General features: G+C 40.8%; 20 protein-coding genes. 16 read left to right on the top strand and 4 right to left on the bottom strand.

What is annotated here, in order from left to right; genetic code table 11:
- The first annotated feature begins 65 nt into the window (after positions 1-65).
- A complete protein-coding gene (locus BLV53_RS03790; protein WP_090297274.1) occupies positions 66-806 on the top strand; it encodes an ABC transporter ATP-binding protein in 741 nt (246 codons plus the stop codon).
- Positions 806-1,729: a SufB/SufD family protein gene (locus BLV53_RS03785; protein ID WP_090297270.1), complete on the top strand. Its 924-nt coding sequence runs from the start codon at positions 806-808 to the stop codon at positions 1,727-1,729. The genes BLV53_RS03790 and BLV53_RS03785 overlap by 1 nt, the downstream gene beginning before the upstream one ends.
- 119 nt (positions 1,730-1,848) lie before the next feature.
- Here BLV53_RS03785 and BLV53_RS03780 read toward each other — a convergent pair whose 3' ends face one another.
- On the bottom strand, positions 1,849-2,415 hold the full coding sequence (locus tag BLV53_RS03780) for a hypothetical protein (protein ID WP_139298923.1): 567 nt from the start codon (positions 2,413-2,415) through the stop codon (positions 1,849-1,851).
- Positions 2,416-2,753: 338 nt separating this feature from the next.
- Here BLV53_RS03780 and BLV53_RS03775 point away from each other — a divergent pair, with 338 nt between their 5' ends.
- On the top strand, positions 2,754-4,274 hold the full coding sequence (locus tag BLV53_RS03775) for a radical SAM/SPASM domain-containing protein (RefSeq protein WP_090297264.1): 1,521 nt from the start codon (positions 2,754-2,756) through the stop codon (positions 4,272-4,274).
- 244 nt (positions 4,275-4,518) lie between these two features.
- Entirely contained in the window at positions 4,519-5,610 is a 1,092-nt protein-coding gene (locus BLV53_RS03770; RefSeq protein WP_090297262.1) for an acyltransferase family protein, read from the top strand.
- Positions 5,611-5,744: 134 nt separating this feature from the next.
- On the opposite strand, the gene BLV53_RS16840 is transcribed toward BLV53_RS03770, so the two are convergent.
- Positions 5,745-5,918 carry a hypothetical protein gene (locus tag BLV53_RS16840; protein ID WP_207646214.1) on the bottom strand — a complete coding sequence of 58 codons (174 nt, stop codon included), beginning with the start codon at positions 5,916-5,918 and terminating at the stop codon, positions 5,745-5,747.
- A gap of 145 nt (positions 5,919-6,063) precedes the next feature.
- Between BLV53_RS16840 and BLV53_RS03765 the strand changes: the two genes are divergently transcribed.
- A complete protein-coding gene (locus BLV53_RS03765; RefSeq protein WP_170830743.1) occupies positions 6,064-7,530 on the top strand; it encodes an MBOAT family O-acyltransferase in 1,467 nt (488 codons plus the stop codon).
- 22 nt (positions 7,531-7,552) lie between these two features.
- Positions 7,553-8,836, top strand: coding sequence for an alginate O-acetyltransferase AlgX-related protein (locus BLV53_RS03760; RefSeq protein ID WP_090297256.1), 1,284 nt, complete (start codon positions 7,553-7,555; stop codon positions 8,834-8,836).
- Between the two features lie 52 nt (positions 8,837-8,888).
- Here the strand turns inward: BLV53_RS03760 and BLV53_RS03755 are convergent, their stop codons facing one another.
- A complete protein-coding gene (locus tag BLV53_RS03755; protein ID WP_090297252.1) occupies positions 8,889-9,980 on the bottom strand; it encodes an SGNH/GDSL hydrolase family protein in 1,092 nt (363 codons plus the stop codon).
- A gap of 169 nt (positions 9,981-10,149) precedes the next feature.
- Between BLV53_RS03755 and BLV53_RS03750 the strand changes: the two genes are divergently transcribed.
- Both BLV53_RS03750 and nadE read left to right on the top strand, forming a co-directional pair.
- Complete coding sequence (locus BLV53_RS03750; RefSeq protein WP_090297249.1) at positions 10,150-11,652, top strand: NAD(P)H-hydrate dehydratase; 1,503 nt, start codon at positions 10,150-10,152, stop codon at positions 11,650-11,652.
- Between the two features lie 70 nt (positions 11,653-11,722).
- Positions 11,723-12,472: an NAD(+) synthase gene (gene nadE, locus BLV53_RS03745; protein WP_090297248.1), complete on the top strand. Its 750-nt coding sequence runs from the start codon at positions 11,723-11,725 to the stop codon at positions 12,470-12,472.
- A 14-nt stretch (positions 12,473-12,486) separates the two neighbouring features.
- Here the strand turns inward: nadE and BLV53_RS03740 are convergent, their stop codons facing one another.
- Positions 12,487-13,254: a YlmH/Sll1252 family protein gene (locus BLV53_RS03740; RefSeq protein ID WP_170830742.1), complete on the bottom strand. Its 768-nt coding sequence runs from the start codon at positions 13,252-13,254 to the stop codon at positions 12,487-12,489.
- An 86-nt stretch (positions 13,255-13,340) separates the two neighbouring features.
- Here BLV53_RS03740 and BLV53_RS03735 point away from each other — a divergent pair, with 86 nt between their 5' ends.
- The 8 genes from BLV53_RS03735 (at position 13,341) to nadC (ending at position 20,799) form a co-directional block, all read left to right on the top strand.
- Positions 13,341-13,760, top strand: coding sequence for a hypothetical protein (locus BLV53_RS03735; RefSeq protein WP_090297244.1), 420 nt, complete (start codon positions 13,341-13,343; stop codon positions 13,758-13,760).
- 3 nt (positions 13,761-13,763) lie between these two features.
- Positions 13,764-14,768 (top strand): asparaginase, encoded by a 1,005-nt coding sequence (locus BLV53_RS03730; RefSeq protein ID WP_090297241.1) that lies wholly within the window; start codon positions 13,764-13,766, stop codon positions 14,766-14,768.
- Positions 14,769-14,850: 82 nt separating this feature from the next.
- On the top strand, positions 14,851-15,996 hold the full coding sequence (locus tag BLV53_RS03725; RefSeq protein ID WP_170830741.1) for an alanyl-tRNA editing protein: 1,146 nt from the start codon (positions 14,851-14,853) through the stop codon (positions 15,994-15,996).
- Between the two features lie 114 nt (positions 15,997-16,110).
- Positions 16,111-16,863: a YARHG domain-containing protein gene (locus BLV53_RS03720; RefSeq protein WP_090297236.1), complete on the top strand. Its 753-nt coding sequence runs from the start codon at positions 16,111-16,113 to the stop codon at positions 16,861-16,863.
- Between the two features lie 24 nt (positions 16,864-16,887).
- Positions 16,888-17,136 (top strand): TIGR03905 family TSCPD domain-containing protein, encoded by a 249-nt coding sequence (locus BLV53_RS03715; protein WP_090297234.1) that lies wholly within the window; start codon positions 16,888-16,890, stop codon positions 17,134-17,136.
- Between the two features lie 148 nt (positions 17,137-17,284).
- Positions 17,285-18,193: a quinolinate synthase NadA gene (gene nadA / locus BLV53_RS03710; RefSeq protein ID WP_090297231.1), complete on the top strand. Its 909-nt coding sequence runs from the start codon at positions 17,285-17,287 to the stop codon at positions 18,191-18,193.
- Between the two features lie 442 nt (positions 18,194-18,635).
- Positions 18,636-19,946, top strand: coding sequence for an L-aspartate oxidase (locus BLV53_RS03705; RefSeq protein ID WP_090297229.1), 1,311 nt, complete (start codon positions 18,636-18,638; stop codon positions 19,944-19,946).
- 1 nt (position 19,947) lies between these two features.
- The gene (nadC, locus tag BLV53_RS03700; RefSeq protein WP_090297226.1) at positions 19,948-20,799 is read left to right on the top strand and encodes a carboxylating nicotinate-nucleotide diphosphorylase; all 852 of its coding nucleotides are present in this window, start codon (positions 19,948-19,950) and stop codon (positions 20,797-20,799) included.
- Positions 20,800-20,807: the final 8 nt, after the last annotated feature.

The raw sequence follows: 20,807 nt of genomic DNA, 5'->3' as shown, positions 1-20,807 counted from the left end.
TGGCTAGATCTTTTTGAAAGATTCCGCTGGCACGGATGGCCACGCTATAGAATAGGAGTATAGAAATGTTAGAAATCAAAAACCTTACCTATAGGGTTGATGATGAAAATGATTCCACAAAGGAAATCATTGATGGACTCAACCTTACAGTTGAAGATGGCAAATTCATTGTCATCACAGGACCAAATGGTGGAGGTAAGTCTACACTTGCAAAGCTTATCATGGGTGTAAATCAGCTTACTTCAGGTCAGATTATTTTAGATGGAGTGGATATCTCTGAAAAAAATATCACTGAGCGTGCAAAAATGGGCATCAGCTTTGCATTCCAGGCACCAGTTCATTTCAAGGGTATCAGAGTAATCGATTTACTTCGCCTTGCTGCAGGAGAAAAAATATCAGTTGCTGCAGCATGTGAGTACCTTTCAAAGGTAGGACTTTGCGCAAAGGATTATGTAGAGCGCGAGGTAAACTCATCACTTTCAGGTGGAGAGCTTAAGCGTATCGAAATCGCTACAGTACTTGCCCGTGGCACAAAGCTGTCTATTTTTGATGAGCCAGAGGCAGGTATCGATCTTTGGAGTTTCCAGAACCTTATCAAGGTTTTTGAAAATATGAGAAAGACAGTCAACGGAACTATTATCGTTATTTCACACCAGGAGCGTATCCTTAACATTGCCGATGAAATCGTTGTAATCGAAAACGGCAAGGTAAAGAAGCAGGGACCAAAGGATGAAATCCTTCCACAGCTCCTTGGTACAGATTCAGCAGCAAGTATTGCTTGCGAGAGATTAGGAGGTGACGAGTAATGGCTCTTGATGCAATTCAACAGAACATTCTGCACGAGGTTGCAGATTTAGATGGTATCCCACAGGGAGCTTATAATATCCGTGCTAACGGTGCCAGCGCAGCCCGCAACACTACTGCCAATATTGACATCGTTACAAAGGAGGACAAGCCAGGTATCGATATCATTATCAAGCCAGGCACAAAGGGTGAAAGCGTGCACATTCCTGTAGTCCTCACAGAAAGCGGACTTAAGGATATGGTATACAATGATTTTTACGTTGGTGAGGATGCAGATGTTACTATAGTAGCAGGCTGCGGTATCTCAAACTGCGGTGACCAGGATTCACAGCACGACGGTATTCATACATTCCATGTAGGCAAAAATGCAAGAGTTAAGTACGTAGAAAAGCACTACGGCGAGGGTGATGGCAAGGGAGCCCGCATCCTTAATCCTGTTACAGAGGTTTACCAGGAGGAAGGTAGCTTTGTAGAGATGGAGATGGTGCAGATTAAGGGCGTTGACTCTACTGTCCGCACTAATCTTGCAGAACTTAAGGAAGGAGCCACACTTCAGATTCACGAAGCACTTATGACTCACGGCAGTCAGTCAGCCACATCTGATTACAAGGTGGCTTTGAATGGTGAGGGTGCCAGCGCAGACGTTGTTTCACGTTCGGTTGCCAAGGATGACTCAGAGCAGATTTTCGAGGTTGCCATAGAGGGTAACACAGCCTGCAACGGACACGCAGCCTGCGATGCCATCATCATGGGCAATGCACACGTAGTTGCTATTCCAAAGCTTGATGCTAAAAATGTAGACGCTGCCCTCATCCACGAAGCAGCCATCGGTAAAATCGCCGGTGATCAGCTTATCAAGCTTATGTCTCTTGGTCTTACAGAAGAAGAGGCCGAGGAGCAGATTGTGGCTGGATTCTTAAGATAATAATTAAAAAATATGAGTAAAAGGGGCTGTTAAAAAACTCCCCTAAAAAGGATAGGATTCAGTGACTATTGGTGCTGAAGCCTTACCTTTTAGGGGAGTTTTTTAACAGCCCCTTTTGATTATTTTCCGATTCTTATTTTTCTCCATAAAGCTGTAATACTAACAGATACAACTACAATTACTAGTCCTGCTGGAATAATCATTGGTTTCTCAAACCAAGGTATACCAAGAGTTGTCATAATTCCCTGAACATAGTGGATAACAATCCATTGAACAATATAAATTGTTGGTAGATTGTTTCCCAGATAAGCTACCATTTTTTCTATTGGAGCAAATCTAATATATTTAGAACATCCATAATAAATTGGAAGCGCAGTCATAATTACAAATGTTGTGAAAATATAATGCAGGATTGTCTGTGCATAGAACACTCTGCCCGAAAGCATAAACATTGTTTTGATATCTATTCCAGCAAAAATATAAATAACCGATACAAGAATTGTTCCTGTTATACCTGTAAGTAATATTCTGAAATAAAAGCTTCCCTTATCTGTGACACGACGTAGCACATTAGCAAAAGCCATACCAATCAAAGGATAATAGAGCCACAGGAAAAGTGGAAATGTTGTAATGTCATTTGTCATGAAGAAAAGGCCAAAGAAATATTGAAGCCATGAACTGCTCATATGTATGGATTATAACCATAACTATAATTGTGAAAGCCTTTGCCCAATCAAGCTCTTTTTGCCTACCTATGTTTACTACATCCCTACCTATAGTACAGCCAAACAATCTATTTTCCTCCATATCTATGTGTTTGAATCTTAATCACTATATTTTTAGTCAGCAATGTTCAGAATTATATCATCATAGATAGGATTTTGCCAGTAAATTCAGGTTGTTATACATATTTTTAGTAATGTACATCTTTTGTCAACACAACTCAATTGATGATTATTGCTGTATCTGGCTATTCAGCCTACCATTAACTTAGAGAAGGTTATTTGTAGATGGAGGTAGAATAATGGCAAACACAATTGCAAGTATAAAACATTCAATTCAGCGAGAAGCTTTTTCTCTTGCTATACATAAATTCTTAAGTAACTTAAATGACAACTCCCATAGAACTGATTACTATCTGCAGCTAATCGATTACGCTGAAAAGTTTTGGGGGAAAGATGGTGCTAAAAAAGAGAGCCTGGATAAAGTTCGAAAGGCATTTCAAAATTCAGATAACCGCTGGGTTAACTTTATTAACAAGGTTATCGATGAATCTAATCCAGAGTATGTTCATAAGATGGCGCTAAATCTCGGATACGAAGCCTTTTTCAGGGGAACAAAAATGATTCGTGCCAACAGAGAAAAATACAATTGCAACATTCCATGGTTGATATTATTTGATCCAACAATGGCTTGTAATATGCATTGTGTTGGTTGTTGGTCAGGTACATATGGACATAAGGTAAAGCTGAGCTTTGAGGATATGGATAAAATTGTCACTGAGGGTAAGGCGCTTGGTGTTTATGTCTATATGATGACAGGGGGAGAGCCAATGTGCGCAAAGAAGGATATTATTAGACTTTGTGAGAAGCATAATGATTGTTTCTTTGCTGCATATTCAAATTCAACTTTTATTGATGAGGAGCTTTGTAAAAAGGTCGTTGAGTTAGGAAATCTTACATTTATGCTTTCTATAGAAGGCACGCCAGAGACAAATGATAAACGTAGAGGTGAAGGCCATTATGATGCCGTAATGAAGGCCATGGATCTTTTAAAGAAATACGGGATTGTCTATGGCACTTCGATTTGCTATACGAGAGATAATATTGAAGCCGTCACTAGTGACGATTTCCTTCGCTTTATTGCATCTAAGGGCGCACGCTTCGGTTTTTATTTCCACTACATGCCAGTTGGAAACAATGCTGTTAAGGAATTGATGCCTACAGTAGAACAGCGAAGAAAGATGATAGAAAGAATACGTGAAATTCGTTCCGATAAAAGTGACATTGAGTTCTTCCCAATGGACTTTCAGAACGATGGAGAATTTGTTGGTGGTTGCATCGCAGGTGGTCGCAACTATTTCCATATCAACTCCAATGGGGATGCTGAACCATGCGTGTTTATTCACTATTCAGATTCAAACATACGCGAGAAATCTATTTTAGAAATATTGCAGAGCCCGCTATTCATGGCTTATCACGAAGGACAGCCATTCAACAGAAATCATTTAAGACCTTGCCCTATGCTTGAAAACCCTGAGCTTCTCCGCAAGATGGTAAATGAAACTGGTGCGTGCCAGACAAATTTGGAATCGCCAGAATCTGTGGACCACCTCTGTGAAAAAGCCGATGACTATGCGAAAGAATGGGCTCCTGTTGCTAATGAAATCTGGGCAAGCCAGAAGCATAAAACTCCTGCTTATGAAAACTATTGCAAAAATCATAGAGACAATCCTGACCTTGCAGCATTTGAGCAGAAGACTGAGTCAGTGTCTCAACACACGCATAAGATAAAGAAACATAATAATAGACATAGAACAGCGTAAATTTGATTAAGGCCGCCTTTCGAGGTGGCCTTATTTTTTGTTTGCGCGCCATGGGCGCGCTCTAACGGCTGCAAGTCCCGAGCATGCCCGGGTAGTGGGAAATCTAATCGCTAGAATCAAAAGGCATTGAATAACCAACCAAACCAGTGGACAGTAAGGTTCAAACCTGAAATTCACTGGTTTGCTTTTTGTTTAAATATAGTATTAAGTTGGGTATAATATTGTGTATATTAAGGAGGCGAACATGACAAAGTCAAAGAAAAACGGACGGGTGGAGTTTTTACGTTTTATTTTTGCTTTAGCTATCTTGTTTTTTCACATTCACAAACGCTTCGCAGGAGATGATGTAATTGAGCTTGGAAATACTGGGCTTAATTTTTTTGCCAGAGGGTATATTGGGGTTGAATTCTTTTTCCTGGTTTCAGGATATTTGCTGGCAGCCAGCGTCTACGCTAAAAGAGAACAGCCTATAGAGTTTCTTGGAACGGAAACAGCACTTGTGATGAAGAAAAAGTTTTGGAATATTTTTCCATATCACTTATTTGCCATAATACTTACGATTATCGTAAATGCGTATTTTCTTGAGAAGACTGCTCTGGATAGATATCATTATGTTGTAGATTCTTGGGCATCAATATTCTTCCTGCAGGTATTTGGATTTGATAGTAACTGGGTAAACAAGCTTACCTGGTATCTGGATGTGTGGCTGATGGTTACATTTATTTTTTATCCTCTTATACGAAAGTACTACGAGGTGTTTGTAAAAATCATCTGTCCACTTTTAGCACTTTTCATACTGGGGTACATGGCTCACGAATATGACGGCATCGCTGGCGTTGATGGGTGGACAGGAATGTTTTATAAGTGCTTCTTGAGAGGTCTGTCTGAAATGGCACTTGGTTGTAGTACTTACAGTCTTACCAGACAGTACAACAAATACAATTTTTCGCAACGAGGTAAGAGGGTATTGGCTATAGTGGAAGCGGTTTGCTACATTATAGTGTTTAATTATTCCTGCACAGAGATGGATGTAAAGTATAGCTATCCAGTTATATTTGTCATGTGGGTTGCGGTTATACTTTCGTTTTCTGATATCAATCCTTGCCATGAAATTTTTGATAAACCAATTTTTGCATGGCTTGGGAGAATCAGCTTGTTGATATATCTGAACCAGTTTTACGCCATTAGGCTTGTGCAGGAGCTGCTTGAAGAAAGAAGCTTTGCAACAAAGGCGATTATGTGTACTCTGTTCACATTTATTGGAGCTTTTGCATGTGATAAAGTGGTTGGATGGTACAAGAAATATAGACCTATTAGGAAATTGCTTTTAGAATAGCTAAAGTTTGACATTTTGTGATGACTTGTTATAATAATGATAGACAAAAAATGCACAACATATGTTGAACGTACTAACAAAAAAGCTAGGAGTTGCAGCTCCTAGCTTTTTCTATGCCTTTTGGTCAAGGAGGCTTAATCCTTAGGCTCATTGCCAGATTCATCTCTGTCGAGCCATTTGCAGATGTAGTGACAAGCTATACCTGCCATAACAGAGACTAAAAATGCAACAACTACGTCAAGCGTACTAACACCCCCTTCCTGTGCCTGTCTAGGGGTGGCAACGTTCATTATTATATCATTTAACAATGCTATTCTCTACTTAATAATGAGGAATCAAATTCTATTGCTCAGGTTGAGGCAAAACATTGAAACAATAAATATAAATCAACAGTCATCTATCAAAGTGGTATAATGGATATATATTGAAAATAAATGTTTTGGGGAGAATGACTTGGTATTCAGTTCACTTTTATTTTGTACAATTTTCCTGCCTTTGTGCTTGCTTTTATACTATGGTATACCTAAAATTTGCGGAGGCGGAATAGATAATAAAATTCAAATATCAAATTATATATTGCTAGCCTTTAGTCTTGTTTTTTATGGCTTTGGTGGGATTAAATATCTGCTGCTTATTGCTGTGGTAATCCTGATAAACTGGGGCTGTGGATTTTTGTGTAAGGTTGGAAGGCATGGCATTTCTGTGAGAAAGCTTGGATTGATATTGGCTACAGCCTGTGATTTAGGCCTTCTGTTTTTCTTTAAATATTTCAATCTATTTATTGCTACAATTGAAAATCTGTTTTTTGCAGATGGGCTCACAGAGGCTGAGAGGGCTTCTGGGATTTTCTCGGGAGTTGGTACGGGGGCTCTTGGACTAGAGCAGATAGTTTTGCCTGTAGGTATTTCGTTTTTTACATTTCAGGCGCTGTCATATGTAATAGATGTGTTTAATGATGATGCTGAGCTTCAGGATAATCTGGGGTATTTTGCACTTTATATTTCCTGCTTTCCTCAGCTGATAGCAGGTCCTATAGTCCATTACAAGGATATTGCCACACAGCTTTCAGACAGAAAAGTGGGGTCGTACGAGTTTGCAGAAGGAATTAAAAGATTTTGTTTTGGTCTCAGCAAAAAAGTGCTTATCGCAAATACGTTAGCAGCTGTTGCAGACAAGGTGTGGGCAACCAATCTGTCAAATCTTGATGCTACAACCGCATGGCTTGGAGCCATCTGCTATACATTCCAGATTTACTATGATTTCAGCGGCTATTCAGATATGGCCATAGGCCTCGGGAAAATGTTTGGTTTTGATTTCAAGGAAAACTTTAATCATCCATATAGAGCAGAATCCATAAAAGAATTCTGGAGACGCTGGCACATTTCACTGTCTACCTGGTTTAGGGATTATGTGTATATTCCTATGGGGGGCAGCAGATGCTCTATTTCCCACACTTGCCTGAATATATTTATGGTGTTCTTGCTTACCGGAATCTGGCATGGAGCCAACTGGACGTTTTTAGTCTGGGGAGTGGTTTATGGAATTCTACTTATTATAGAAAGACTATGGTTTGGCAAAATTTTGGAAAAGAATCCTGTTAAATTTGTAAACAGACTTCTTATTTTTATAATTGTTACACTGCTTTGGGTGGTATTTCGTGCGGAAAATATCATGGATGCAGGTGTGTTTATTTCAAGAATGTTTATAGGTGGTTTCAAGCCATTAAACCTTATAAATTATCTATCTGGTCTTAGTGTGATAGCCCTTGTGTGTGCTCCTGTAATGGCAGGCTTTATTCAGGATCATATGAGTGTAAAGGCGGTAAAAGGAAATGCATTTGTGTGTCTCGCGCTGCTTATGCTTAGTATGCTGTTTTTAGTTAATGGTACCTATAATCCTTTTATTTATTATCAGTTTTAATAGGATTTGAAGAGGCTTGTATATGAATTATAGAAAGATAAAAAACTACATATTTATTATAGTCTTCCTGACGGTTTTGTCTTTCCCTTGGATAGGTGGTGGTGTTTTGCGCCTTTTTAATCCTGAAGTCTTTGCCAGCTTGTCGATAGTGGAAACTGAAAAGCGTGACATGCAGCAGATTGAGTGGAAGCAGCTTTTAAGCACGGGAGAAAGTGTATCAGGATTTATAGATGACAGGATTCCTTTCAGATATACCATGATTTCCTGGTATAAAACATTAAGTGATGCTATCGACGCCAAGTATCAGGTGGTGGCAACAGCAGTGGGGCAGAAGCTATATACTAAATCAGCTGCAAAAAAAGAGGTCGCGGTAGATAAAGGAAAGACCAACAAACCAATAGTGCCTGCAGAAGAGGTCCCTAAAGAAGAGCCAGAGGAAGTTATATCAGATTATTTTTATCCACTTCAGACATACGAGGATGTAATAATTGCCAGAGATGGATGGCTGTTTTTATATGGGGAAAATGAGATAGAGTGTTATCAGGGAACCAATATTCTATCAGAAGATGAGACCAGGCACTTCATTAATTTGGCAAATATTTTACAAAGTATATGTGCTGCACAGGGAAAGGAACTATATATTTATATTGCTCCCAACAAATCATCGGTCTATTACCAGTACATGCCTACGGTGGAAGTGGTCAATCCATATCGACGCATCCAACAATTCAATGACAGGTTCCACGAAGCCAGTACTGTACCTTTTACATATCCACTTTTAGAGGAAATGGTAGCCTCAAATTCAAACCAGGTTTATTACAAATATGATTCACACTGGAATCACTTAGGCGCTTTATATGGTACAAATGCACTTTATGCAGCCATGGGAGTGGAGCAGACTGACCCTATGATGTGGGTTACAGGCCAGCAGGATGCTGATAAATACGAGCTATACACCTACATGGGTATTCCTGATTCCATGGTCACTCACGATGATGTGGAATACACTATGAACTATCGCCCAGAGGTGACTGTGGAAGGACTGAATCCAGAGGCAATGATATGTCACACCACTTCAAATGGAGCAAACCAGAAAAAGCTATGCCTGATAGGTGACAGCTTTAGAGTAAACATGGAGCCATACATAGCCAAAGATTTCACCCAGTGTACCTTTGCTCATAGGGATTATATGGGAGAGGTCAAAAATGATATAAAGGATGCAGATATCATAGTCATTGAAGCTGTGGAGCGATACGATTATGAGGCATTCCATACTATCCAGAGAGTTATTAATATCTTCAATTAAAAAAAGCCAACGACTCAAAAGTAGTGAGTTGTTGGCTTTAAAAATTTTATTATTAAAGTGCATTTATCAAATGCTGAGCAATAGCTTCAAAGCCTGCGTCGTTTGGATGCCCGGCCAGGAATGAACCGATGGTATAAACTCTGCCGTCAGGGGTGACGTATTCCTCGCCCTGCTGGAGCTGGTATGCCGAAACACCCTGTATATCAGAAAGGCTGACATAAGTGGCTCCGTTTTCTGATGCAACAGCTTTTTTGGTAGAGATGATACTCTTGTAAGCCCAGAAATTATCAAGTATTACAATTCTTGCGTTTGGGTTGTAGTGCTTGATGTATTTAATCATATCGGTAAGGTCTTCCTTGAAGTGGGTTTCATGCCCCTTTACATTTTCCCCAAGCTCGATTACGACAGTTCCGTACTGATAGTTGGTGATGTATGGATCCAAATCGTCCAGCTCGTAGTTTCGGGTGCTTGAAAATTCCCAGGCACGAAGTGACATATAGTCGTATGAGCTGTAGCCCTTTGCAGCTACTGTCAGATGTACATAATCATTTTCAGGAGCTGTAGCGCCACATCCCCAGCCTGAACCCCACCAGTCGCTTGTGGCAGGATAGAAGGTGATAGAGTTTCCTATAAATAGGATATCTTTTGTAGCACTAGGTATGCCCTTGGAGCTTGATATTGGAAGAGGGATATCAATGAAATCCTTTGAAACATCATCAAATGCAATGTAGCCATAATCGCTGTTTGTTTTGATTTTGTAGTAATCAGTCTGATTGCATTTTGAAACGATGCTGACCCTTTGATCTAAGGATAAAGTGCCTAGCACATCAGCAGTGTCGTATGGCTCTTTGCGTACAGTCGCTTTGCTTTGAGCATAATATGTGGCTTCTAATTTAGTAAATGTATATTTTTGCTTTTCGGCTTTGGCAGCTTTTTCAGCCTCCTTTTCAATTTTAAGTTTTGCAGCAGCCTCTTCCTTTTCTTCTGCAATGCGCAGTTCTTCTTCCTTTTTCTCCTGCTCTATTCTGGCCTGCTCAGCAGCTTTTTCAGCTTCAATTTTATTTTGGTAAACTACCAGACTGCCAAAGGCAATCACAAGCATAACCAGAGAAATCCACAGTCCAATAACTATCTTCTTTTTCAAAATTATTCTCCTGTCTCAACTTGTTGAGATTTCTGAATGCATTTTCCTCTTTTGCATTCGGAAACCTATTAAAATGTGTTCGGTTAAACTATAATTGCTGTAGATGCCTGCTAGAGGCATTAACACATTATAACACTATTACACAAATAAGTCATATAAGGGAGTTTGTATGAAAAAAGTATTATCCGCGGCAGAAATGAAGGCCTGCGACACAGGCACAATAGAGGAGTATGGTATTCCATCGCTGGTATTGATGGAACGAGCGGCCCTTGGTGTGTGCAACGTATTATTTGAAAAATATCCTAAGGCAAATAATATAGGGATATTTTGCGGCCCCGGCAATAACGGCGGCGATGGTGTTGCCATTGGAAGAATACTTCATAATATGGGCTACTCCGTGAAAATGATAGTCCTTGGAAATCCAGAAAAATTCTCACCACAGCTTAAACAAGAGATAGATATAGCAGTTAATTACAAAACAGAACTCCTAATAACTGGGGATATTACGATGGATGCCAATTGCTTTGATGAATTGCTTGAGGGTACAGATTTATTCATAGATGCAATGTTTGGTATTGGCTTGACTCGTGGGCTATCAGGCTCATTTGAACATATGGCCAGATTCATAAATAACAGTGGAAAGCCAGTTATAGCTGTGGATATCCCATCCGGCTTTGACACTGATAGTGGAAAACTTTTAGGAGATGTGGGAGTAAAAGCTGATACTACAGTAACATTCGCATACCTGAAAAAGGGATTGTTGCTTGGGGATTGCAAGGCAGCTGCCGGTGAAATCAAGGTGGCCGATGTAGGCATTTACGGTGCTGATGAAAATGCAGCAGCGCTCTTGGATGATAGTATTTTAGAGGTTATTCCACCGAGAGATGTCACTGCAAATAAGGGCACCTGCGGAAAGGTTCTTGTGATTGCAGGTAGTGAGAATATATATGGAGCCTGTTATCTTTCGGCAAATGCTGCTCTCACCACAGGCTCAGGGCTTGTAAAGGTTTATACCCACAAAAATAATATCCAATCTATCCAGCAGAATTTACCTGAGGCCATGTATTTAGGCTATGATGATTTTAATGAAACAGAGCTTTTAGAGCAGATAAAATGGGCTGATACTATTTTAATTGGTCCAGGACTTGGAATCTCAGAAGTAGCCGTTAATATCGTAAATACGATACAAAAATCAGCTCAGGTGCCTGTTGTAATTGACGCAGATGGAATAAATATCGTTGCAAAAAATCTGCCTCTATTTGATGAATTAACAGGGCGTGTTCCAGTCATCCTCACTCCTCATCTAAAGGAAATGGAGCGACTGTGTGGTGTTCCTGTAAAGGACATAAACTATGACATGGAAAAAGTTGCCAAAGACTTTGCAGTAAGCCATAATTGTGTTGTAGTTTTGAAAAATCACACCACAGTGATTTCAAACGTAAATACGGTATTTTATTGCAATAGTGGAAACGAAGGGCTGGCTACAGCTGGAAGTGGTGATGTGCTTGCAGGGATTATTACATCCCTTCTAGGACAGGGGCTATCAGCATTTGATGCAGCAGCCGCTGGTACTTATATACACGGCAGGGCGGGCGCCATTGCCACCAGAACTACTGGAATAAAAGGACTTTTAGCCAGAGATATTATTGCAAACATTAATCAATTGATATAGAAATACGTAGCAGAACAAAGGCGTTCTGCATTAATGCAGGGCGCCTATTTTTTTATGAAAGGCATATAAAATGAGAGAATTTGATGTAGAAAAACAGACAAAGCAGCTTATCGAATACACTAGAGAGTGGTTCAACAAATTTGGAGAAAACAGCCGTGCAGTCCTTGGCATTTCAGGTGGAAAGGATTCTTCTGTTACAGCAGCTATTTTAAAGGAAGCGCTTGGAGCAGACCGTGTCCTTGGAATCATCATGCCAAATGGTGAAATGAGTGATTTAGATGATGCAAAGCTTCTCGTGGATTTCCTTGAAATCCCAAATGAGATAGTACCTATCACAGACTATTACAACGCAGCAATAGCTACCTTTGAAAAGGCTGAAAAATGTGAGGTGACAAAGGATTTAAGAATCAATCTTGCACCTAGACTTCGTATGTCTACACTTTACGCATTCGCACAGGGACAGCCTGTGACCACATTTGTAGTAAATACCTGCAACGCCTCAGAGGATTACGTAGGCTACTCTACAAAATACGGTGATGCAGCTGGTGACGTTTCACTTTTACAGGATTTCACAGTTACAGAGGTGCTTCAGATTGGAGAATACTTAGGACTTCCAGAGCAACTGGTACACAAGGTTCCATCGGATGGACTGTCTGGAATGTCAGATGAGGATAAGCTTGGATTTAAGTATGCACAGCTCGACGAATATATAGCCGACAAGGATGCTGATATCCCAGCAGACATCAAAGCATCCATCGACAAAAAGCATGTGGCAAACCTCCACAAGCTTCAGCTTATGCCAGCTTATAAGAGACATTAATTATTTAAGAAATGTTATTTACCAAAAATCTCTACAGTGAGATTCAGCTTTCCTTTGCGGGAAAGACCACCCTCTTCAAGGAGGTTAAACTTTCCAAAACCGCGGACAGATACTGAATCTCCGGCGGAGAGGAGCTTGTCGTTGTTTTCTACAATGTGGCCGTTGACAGATACCTTTTTCTCAGTGAAATAAGGTATGGTGTCCTTGCGGCTCAGGTTGTAGACTCTGGCAATGACAGCATCTGCTCTAGGTGATGCCACCTGAATGGTGACTTGCTTTAGAGCAGCCCGCTTGTAGGATTCTGGAAGCTCTGAGATAGAACATTTCACAGAGTTTCGCCCTACAGAAACAAAATTTTCGATAAGATAATCGGCGGTAGATTCGTCGGCATAGATATAAGCATCCATGCCATCCACGAAGATATCGCCGAATTTTTTGCGGTCAATTCCAAGACTCATCAGGGAGCCCAGGTAGTCTCTGTGAGTATATTCTTTTGCAAACTTTTTGGCTAAAGGCTCTACCTTTATGCATTTAATAGGAAAATCCACTTCGTAGCCAAATTCTGCTTCGTTTCCAAAGCGCACCATTTTTCTCTCGCAGTTTTCATATCCGCCAGACAAATCGTAAGAAATAGGCGCAAAGGATTTGTCCCTGGCAGCCTGATACATCACTTCCTGCTGGCTGAGGGATAGAAAATCGCTAAAGGTATAAATGTTATTTTGATAGGCTCTGTTGGAAAGCTCTATTAATCTTTTATATAAAAGCTGTTCGTCATCAGTCATGATAAAATCCTTTCTGTGAGTTTTCATTATACCGAAAATAAGGTAAAATAGCACCTAGTAAAACCGAAAGAAACAGGAGAAGTGTTATGGGTTACAATGTAGAAAAAATCTTTGAGGATGTTGCATATCTAAGCAAGGTTCACAGCAAAAACGATTACGATTCCCACACCAATAAATTTAAGGAAGATAGGTACTCTGAGCTTGATGGGCTTGTACATGCAACTGATGTTGCAGCAGAGGCAAAGGTGTTCTGTGAGGATGTTTTTGTGGCATTTAAAAAGTTTGGTAAGGTTCGCGGGGCAGACCTTATGAACCTGAACTATTTTATGATTTACTACGTGTTTCCAACCATCCTTTCAGAGGAGGAAAAGGGGGCTGAAATCTGTGATACTATCAGGGATGTTTGGAACGAGCGTTTCAAATGCAATATCAACTATACAGATTTTGAAACTTTAAAGGAAGGCTTCCAGACCAAGATATTTGGCATTCCAATTGGAAAGAATTAAGCAATGAAAAAGATATTAATGATAGGTACTGGCGGTACCATCGCTTCAAAGCAGACAGATGCTGGTCTTAAACCAGGACTTACAGCAGAGGATGTTTTGTCCTATATCCCAGCGGTAAAGGATGTGTGTCGGGTGGAGACACTGCAGGTGTTAAATTTAGATAGCACAAATATGACTCCTGCCCACTGGAAAAATATCGTAAATGCGATAGAGGAAAACTATTCAAAATATGATGGCTTTGTTGTGTGCCACGGCACAGACACCCTGGCCTACACTGCAGCGGCATTAAGCTATATGGTGCAAAACAGCGCCAAGCCTATAGTGGTAACAGGCTCACAAAAGCCTATCAGCAAGGATGTTACAGATGCAAAAACCAATCTTTTAGATTCATTTATCTATGCTGCCGATGACGAGTCGCAGAATGTCAGCATAGTTTTTGATGGCAAGGTAATATGTGGAACCCGCGCCAAAAAGGAAAGAGCAAAAAGCTATAATGCATTTTCCAGCATCAATTTCCCATATCTTGCAGTGATTCAGGATGGGGTGATTTTGCGCTACATTCAGGAAGTTCCTGTCAGGGGCATTCCAAGCTTTTACTATGAGATGTCAGACAGGGTCACACTTCTAAAGCTTTATCCTGGAATGAAGCCAGAGGTACTAAGCTATCTGTTTGAAAACTATGACATAGTTGTTATTGAAAGCTTTGGCGTAGGCGGTATGCCAGAGGCTTTAATGCAGACATTTTATGCAGAGATGGAAAAATGGAAAAATGCCGACAAGCTTGCCGTGATGACCACACAGGTGGTAAGCGAAGGCAGCAACATGACAGTCTACGAGGTGGGCCGTCAGATTAAACAGGACTTCCATATGATAGAGTCCTACGACATGACTTTAGAGGCAACCATCACCAAGCTCATGTGGCTTCGTGGAATGAACTACAGTCACGAGCGTCTGAGGGAGGCCTTCTACACAGAAATAAACAAAGACATGCTTTATAGAAAGAAATAAGCCTTCAAATAAGCCTTCCCCCTCTGGGGGAAGGTGCCCGAAGGGCGGATGAGGGTCTACCTAGGGCCAGATGAGGAATTCCATGAAAACACAACCACTATACGACAACAATCCATTCCAAAAAACATTCCAGAGCAAAGTCTTATCCTGCACACAAGCTGACACAGGCTACAAGGTGCTCCTTGATCAGACAGTATTTTTCCCAGAGCAGGGCGGCCAGACCAGTGACATAGGCACACTTGGCGATGGAAAGGTTATAGATGTCCAAATTGAAAATGATGAAATAGTCCATTACACAGATATCGCATATACGGTAGGAACGACTGTGACAGGAGAGATAGACTGGCAGCATCGTTTTTCAAAAATGCAGCAGCATACAGGTGAGCACCTTTTTACAGGGTTGGCTCACAATAAGTTTGGCGCTGAAAATGTAGGCTTTCATTTAAGTGACAACACAGTTACCTTGGACCTTAATATTGAGCTTGATTTGGAAAAGGTGAGACTGCTTGAAAGACTGGCAAATGAAGCCATAGCTGAGGATATTCCTGTCAGAGCTTTTTATCCATCTGATGAGGAACTATCTCAAATCGAATATCGTAGTAAAAAAGAGATAGATGGTGCCATCCGCCTGGTGGAGATTCAGGGTATAGATATGTGTGCCTGCTGTGCACCTCATGTGCGTACCACAGGACAGGTGGGGATACTCAAGGTAGTTTCTTTTAACAAATACAAGGGCGGCACCAGAGTATATATAGCTTGCGGTCTTAGAGCACTTGCGGATTACAATCGTAAAATGGATATCCTGTCACAGACATATCAGGTTCTAAACTGCAAGGAAGATGAAATCCCAGAAAAGGTAAAGGCTCTGCTTTTAGACAACAAGCAGCAGAAATATGAGATTTCTGAGATAAAGGCCAAAATCCTTATGGAACAAATCGAAAAATATCCATCTGAAATAGTGGATGTGACTATTTTCACTGAAGATTTAGATGCCAAAAATATGCGTGATGGTGTAAATGCACTCGTGGAGAAGCATGAAGGGCTATGCGCTATTTTTTCAGGAAATGATGATGATGGCTACAATTTCGTAATAGGCAGCCGCACCAGAGATTGCAGCGCTATTGCCGTAGGGCTTCGTGAGCTACTTGGGGCTAAAGGTGGCGGAAGCAAGCAGATGGCACAGGGCAGCATAATGGCCACCAGAAGCCAGATAGAGCAGACTTTATAAACAGATGATTAAATTTGGTAATATTTCTGTAACATAAACGAAAAAGATATGTTATACTAACTAATGGTGTTGGATAATTTTACACAATTAGCAAAAAGATAGGGAAGAATAATAATGGGAGATTTAAGAGACAGAATATTAGATTTTTTTGATTATTTGCGAGATACCTTCGATGACATTCGTTACGGCATCAAGGATTATTTTGAGGCTAATCCATTTGCAAAGCGTTGGCTACTGGAAGGTCTTATCTGTTTGGTTGTAGGTGTTCTCGCCGGAGGTATTACCTTTGGAGTTTTGAATCACCAAAAGAAGACATTGTCTGTTAAGCAGGAAAATGCGGCTACACCAGTTCAGGAGCAGACTGTGGAGGGGGATGAAAATATCGAAGCAGCCTCATCTATGGAAGGCACTGAGGTACAGGATTATGGCGATGTGGTAATTGAAGTAGTAGCTCCTGGAGAGTACGCAGAAGCAGTGGCCAACTGGTCTCAGGAAGAAATAGATGCAGCAGTCACAGAGCGTGCAGGCTATCTGGACAAAACAAAATACTGGTCGGCAGTATCAGCATATTGGGACGCAAAAGGAATCAGTGGAAACGCAAGATTTGCCACATACCTTTTTGATACATCAAGCAAAGTATACACAGCAGCCGATTTTGAGGGCTTGTCTCCAGAGGTTATCCATGTTATCAAAAATGAGATGTACGCCCGTCATGGATATTCATTCCGTGACCAGGATTTATACAACTATTTCATGGGACAGATTTGGTACAATCCATCCATCATGCCTGCTGATTTTTCAGAAAAGACATTTACAGAGACAGAGGTTAAAAACCTTGATCTGATTAATTCTATTGATAATATGTAAAGTAATTTGAAAAAGGAGTTTATAATGGCAAAATACAGTTACTCTCCAAAGGGAGTTTGTGCTAGAAAAATCGATTTTGAAATCGAGGACGGAAAGCTTCACAACGTACATTTCACTGGCGGCTGTGATGGCAATACCAAAGCCATCGCAAAGCTTCTCGAAGGAGCAGATGCTAAAAACACAGTGGATATCCTAAAGGGAAACCTTTGCGGTATCAAAGGCACTAGCTGTGCAGACCAGCTAGCACGTGGAATCGAAGCAGTATTACAGTAATCATTATCCCCTATAGAAATCAGGTGGATTTCTATAGGGGATTTTTTTATCTGTATTATTAGCTTTACAACTGTCTTGTCAGTAGACAATACATGTGCTATTCTATTTGTCAAACGCAACTGGTCAACCGTAAAAGGAGAATAACGCAATGTCTACATTGGTAGAAGAGATTAAACAATTAAAAAAAGAAAAGGATGCTGTAATACTGGCCCATTATTATGTAAATGATGAGGTTCAGGAAATAGCAGATTATATTGGTGATAGCTACTATCTGGCAAAGGTAGCTGTTGGTCTGAAGGAAAAAACTATAGTTTTTGCAGGCGTTAAATTTATGGGAGAGTCTGCAAAGATTTTAAATCCGGATAAGACTGTGCTTATGCCTGATGAAAAGGCAGATTGTCCTATGGCTCACATGGCAGAAATTGAGCGCATCGAGGAAGTGAGAAGGGAATATGATGACGTGGCTGTAGTGTGCTACATCAATTCCACTACAGAGCTTAAGATGCATTCAGATGTATGCGTCACTAGCGCCAATGCAATGAAAATCGTAAAGGCTCTGCCTAATAAAAACATCTTTTTCATCCCTGATGAAAACCTGGGCAGATACATCGCCGAAAAGGTTCCAGAAAAGAATTTTATTTTCAATGATGGATACTGCCACGTACACAAGGCGGTAACAGCAGACATGATCAAACGCGCAAAGGAGTCTCATCCAGAGGCAGAGGTGCTCATCCACCCAGAGTGTACATTGGCCGTTTTAGAGCTTGCCGACTTCATCGGAAGCACATCAGGAATCATAGACTACGCTACCAAATCTGATAAAAAGGAGTTCATCATTTCCACAGAACTTGGCGTGCTCTATCAGCTCAAAAAGAACAACCCAGACAAGACCTTCTACGCAGCAGGCTCCGTTCAAATCTGCCCTAACATGAAAAAAGTCACACTGGAAAAAGTACGCAACTGTCTCCGCGACACTACGGGAGTAGTGGAAGTAAGCGACGAAACCCGCACCCGCTCCCTCGTCCCACTCCAGCGTATGCTAGAACTGGCGCAGTAACGCGTAATCAACGTATTTTTAATTATTAGATGAGCCAGCATTAGGTAATACATATTATTTCCCGAGAGTATAACGAAAGCGATGAGGGAAATGATATGTATTGACTGATGCTGGCGGATTATGGGATTTAGAAGAGCCTGTACTAGGGAATAAATATTATTTTCTGAGAGTATAGTGAAAACGATGAAGAAAATGATATTTATTCCATAGTACAGGCGGACTAAAAGATTGAGATGAGCCTGTATCAGGGAATGAATATTATTTTCCGAGAGTATAGTGAAAACGATGAGTAAAATGATATTCATTCCATGGTACAGGCGGACTAAAAGATTGAGATGAGCATATAACTGGATATAGATGGTTTTCCCGAGAGTATAGTGAAAACGATGAGGGAAAATTATCTATATCCAGTTGTATGCGGACTATAGGATTGAGAAAAACTATGGATAATAGAAGATTTGATGTAATTATTGTAGGCAGCGGCGTGGCAGGTTTATTCTGTGCCCTGAGCTTGCCTGAATATAAGAAAATACTTGTAATTTCAAAGGATGCGCTAGATGGCTGTGATTCTTTTTTGGCACAGGGCGGTATCTGCATGCTCAGAGATGAGGATGACTATGATTCATATTTTGAAGATACCATGCGTGCAGGTCATTACGAGAACCGTAAGGAATCTGTAGAGATAATGATTAGAAGCTCTCAGGATATAATTAAAGACTTGGTAGGCTATGGCGTGGAATTCGACAAAAAGGATGGTCAGTTCTTGTTCACAAGGGAAGGGGCACATTCAAATAATAGAATTCTGTTCCATGCAGATGTAACAGGAAAGGAAATCACCAGCAAGCTTTTAGCCAGAGTAAAGGAGCGAGCAAATATCACTCTTATGGCTCATACCACAATGGTAGACTGGGTGTGCCAGGATAATGTGTGCTATGGCATTGTGGTTGCTGATATGGATGGAAAGACCACAGCTATAGAGGGGGATGTGACAGTCCTTGCCTGTGGCGGTTTGGGTGGTGTGTATCCACATTCCACAAACTTCCGCCATATTTCAGGTGATGCTCTGGCACTTGCCATGTATCATAACGTAAGGCTTGAAAACTGCGACTATGTTCAAATCCACCCAACCACATTGTACTCAAACATGAGTGGTAGAAGCTTTCTTATTTCTGAATCTGTGCGAGGAGAGGGTGCAGTGCTTAGAGATAAAAATGGTGAGCGTTTCACAGATGAGCTTCAACCAAGAGATGTGGTAAGCAAAGCGATTTTTGCAAAAATGAAGGAACAGGGCACAGAGCATGTATGGCTGGACTTTTCCCCTATTCCAAGGGAGGAAATATTAAATCATTTCCCAAATATCTATGCCAGATGTAAAGAGGCAGGCTATGACCCGCTAGAGACCTGGGTTCCAGTAGTTCCTGCGCAGCATTATTTCATGGGGGGAATCTACGTGGACAAGGATTCCAAGACCACCATGGAGCAGCTTTACGCAGTGGGCGAGACTAGCTGTAATGGAGTGCATGGACGTAATAGACTTGCCAGCAATTCGCTTCTTGAAAGCCTGGTGTTTGCAAAAAGAGCAGCACAGGATATCGTAAATACGGATTCATTTAAGAAGTCTGATAATTTTGAAAATCTGGTAAATATGGATGGCTATGAGGATTTGCCATCTATCATGGAAAACTATCATGCGATGGTAGTAGGTGAAATTAAAAGAGAAGAAAAATTAAGAGCCGCTAAGGAGGCAATATAAGATGAACAATATTACAATGACACTCAACGCAGACGAGCTTATCAAGATGGCTCTTAGAGAAGATATTTCAAGTGAAGATGTTACTACAAACTCAGTGATGCCTGAGGCACAGCCAGGTGAGGTAGACCTTATCTGCAAGCAGGATGGTATCATCTGTGGTATGGATGTGTACGAGAGAGTATTCAAAATCCTTGATGAAGCTACTGTTGTAGAAAAGTATGTAAAGGATGGAGATGAGGTTAAAAAGGGACAGCTCATGGCTAAGGTAAAGGGAGATATCAGAGTGCTCCTTTCAGGAGAGAGAGTAGCCCTTAACTACCTTCAGAGAATGAGCGGTATCGCCACATATACTCATCAGGTAGCATCACTTTTAAGTGGCAGCAAGACAGTACTTTTGGATACCAGAAAGACTACCCCAAACATGAGAATCTTTGAGAAGTACGCTGTAAAATGTGGTGGTGGTCAGAACCATAGATATAATCTTTCAGATGGTATCCTTTTAAAGGACAACCATATCGGTGCAGCAGGCTCTATCACAAAGGCCATCGAGATGGCAAAGGCATATGCTCCATTTGTTAGAAAAATTGAGATTGAGACTGAAACTCTTGAGCAGGTAAAGGAAGCTGTTGAGGCTGGTGCAGACATCATCATGCTCGATAACATGGATGTTGCAACTATGAAGGAAGCTGTTAAAATAATAGACGGTCGCGCAAAAACTGAGTGTTCAGGAAATGTCACAAAGGAAAACATCGCAAACATTATTGATAGCGGTGTAGATTACGTTTCAAGCGGTGCACTTACACATTCTGCACCTATTATGGACATTTCAATGAAAAATTTACACGCAGTTTAGGAGGTGCT

The organism is Pseudobutyrivibrio sp. ACV-2 (assembly GCF_900107545.1).
In the GTDB taxonomy this organism is placed as follows: domain Bacteria; phylum Bacillota; class Clostridia; order Lachnospirales; family Lachnospiraceae; genus Pseudobutyrivibrio.
This window is presented reverse-complemented; position numbering and strand designations above follow the sequence as displayed.

What these genes read in the sequence shown, in the direction of transcription:
- BLV53_RS03730 (WP_090297241.1), top strand. Translation starts at nt 13,764, where the DNA reads ATGAAAAAGATATTAATGATAGGTACTGGCGGTACCATCGCTTCAAAG.
- nadC (WP_090297226.1), top strand. Translation starts at nt 19,948, where the DNA reads ATGAACAATATTACAATGACACTCAACGCAGACGAGCTTATCAAGATG.
- BLV53_RS03770 (WP_090297262.1), top strand. Translation starts at nt 4,519, where the DNA reads ATGACAAAGTCAAAGAAAAACGGACGGGTGGAGTTTTTACGTTTTATT.
- nadA (WP_090297231.1), top strand. Translation starts at nt 17,285, where the DNA reads ATGTCTACATTGGTAGAAGAGATTAAACAATTAAAAAAAGAAAAGGAT.
- BLV53_RS03760 (WP_090297256.1), top strand. Translation starts at nt 7,553, where the DNA reads ATGAATTATAGAAAGATAAAAAACTACATATTTATTATAGTCTTCCTG.
- BLV53_RS03705 (WP_090297229.1), top strand. Translation starts at nt 18,636, where the DNA reads ATGGATAATAGAAGATTTGATGTAATTATTGTAGGCAGCGGCGTGGCA.
- BLV53_RS03775 (WP_090297264.1), top strand. Translation starts at nt 2,754, where the DNA reads ATGGCAAACACAATTGCAAGTATAAAACATTCAATTCAGCGAGAAGCT.
- BLV53_RS03740 (WP_170830742.1), bottom strand. Translation starts at nt 13,254, where the DNA reads ATGACTGATGACGAACAGCTTTTATATAAAAGATTAATAGAGCTTTCC.
- nadE (WP_090297248.1), top strand. Translation starts at nt 11,723, where the DNA reads ATGAGAGAATTTGATGTAGAAAAACAGACAAAGCAGCTTATCGAATAC.
- BLV53_RS03735 (WP_090297244.1), top strand. Translation starts at nt 13,341, where the DNA reads ATGGGTTACAATGTAGAAAAAATCTTTGAGGATGTTGCATATCTAAGC.
- BLV53_RS03790 (WP_090297274.1), top strand. Translation starts at nt 66, where the DNA reads ATGTTAGAAATCAAAAACCTTACCTATAGGGTTGATGATGAAAATGAT.
- BLV53_RS03785 (WP_090297270.1), top strand. Translation starts at nt 806, where the DNA reads ATGGCTCTTGATGCAATTCAACAGAACATTCTGCACGAGGTTGCAGAT.
- BLV53_RS03780 (WP_139298923.1), bottom strand. Translation starts at nt 2,415, where the DNA reads ATGAGCAGTTCATGGCTTCAATATTTCTTTGGCCTTTTCTTCATGACA.
- BLV53_RS03725 (WP_170830741.1), top strand. Translation starts at nt 14,851, where the DNA reads ATGAAAACACAACCACTATACGACAACAATCCATTCCAAAAAACATTC.
- BLV53_RS03750 (WP_090297249.1), top strand. Translation starts at nt 10,150, where the DNA reads ATGAAAAAAGTATTATCCGCGGCAGAAATGAAGGCCTGCGACACAGGC.
- BLV53_RS03720 (WP_090297236.1), top strand. Translation starts at nt 16,111, where the DNA reads ATGGGAGATTTAAGAGACAGAATATTAGATTTTTTTGATTATTTGCGA.
- BLV53_RS03715 (WP_090297234.1), top strand. Translation starts at nt 16,888, where the DNA reads ATGGCAAAATACAGTTACTCTCCAAAGGGAGTTTGTGCTAGAAAAATC.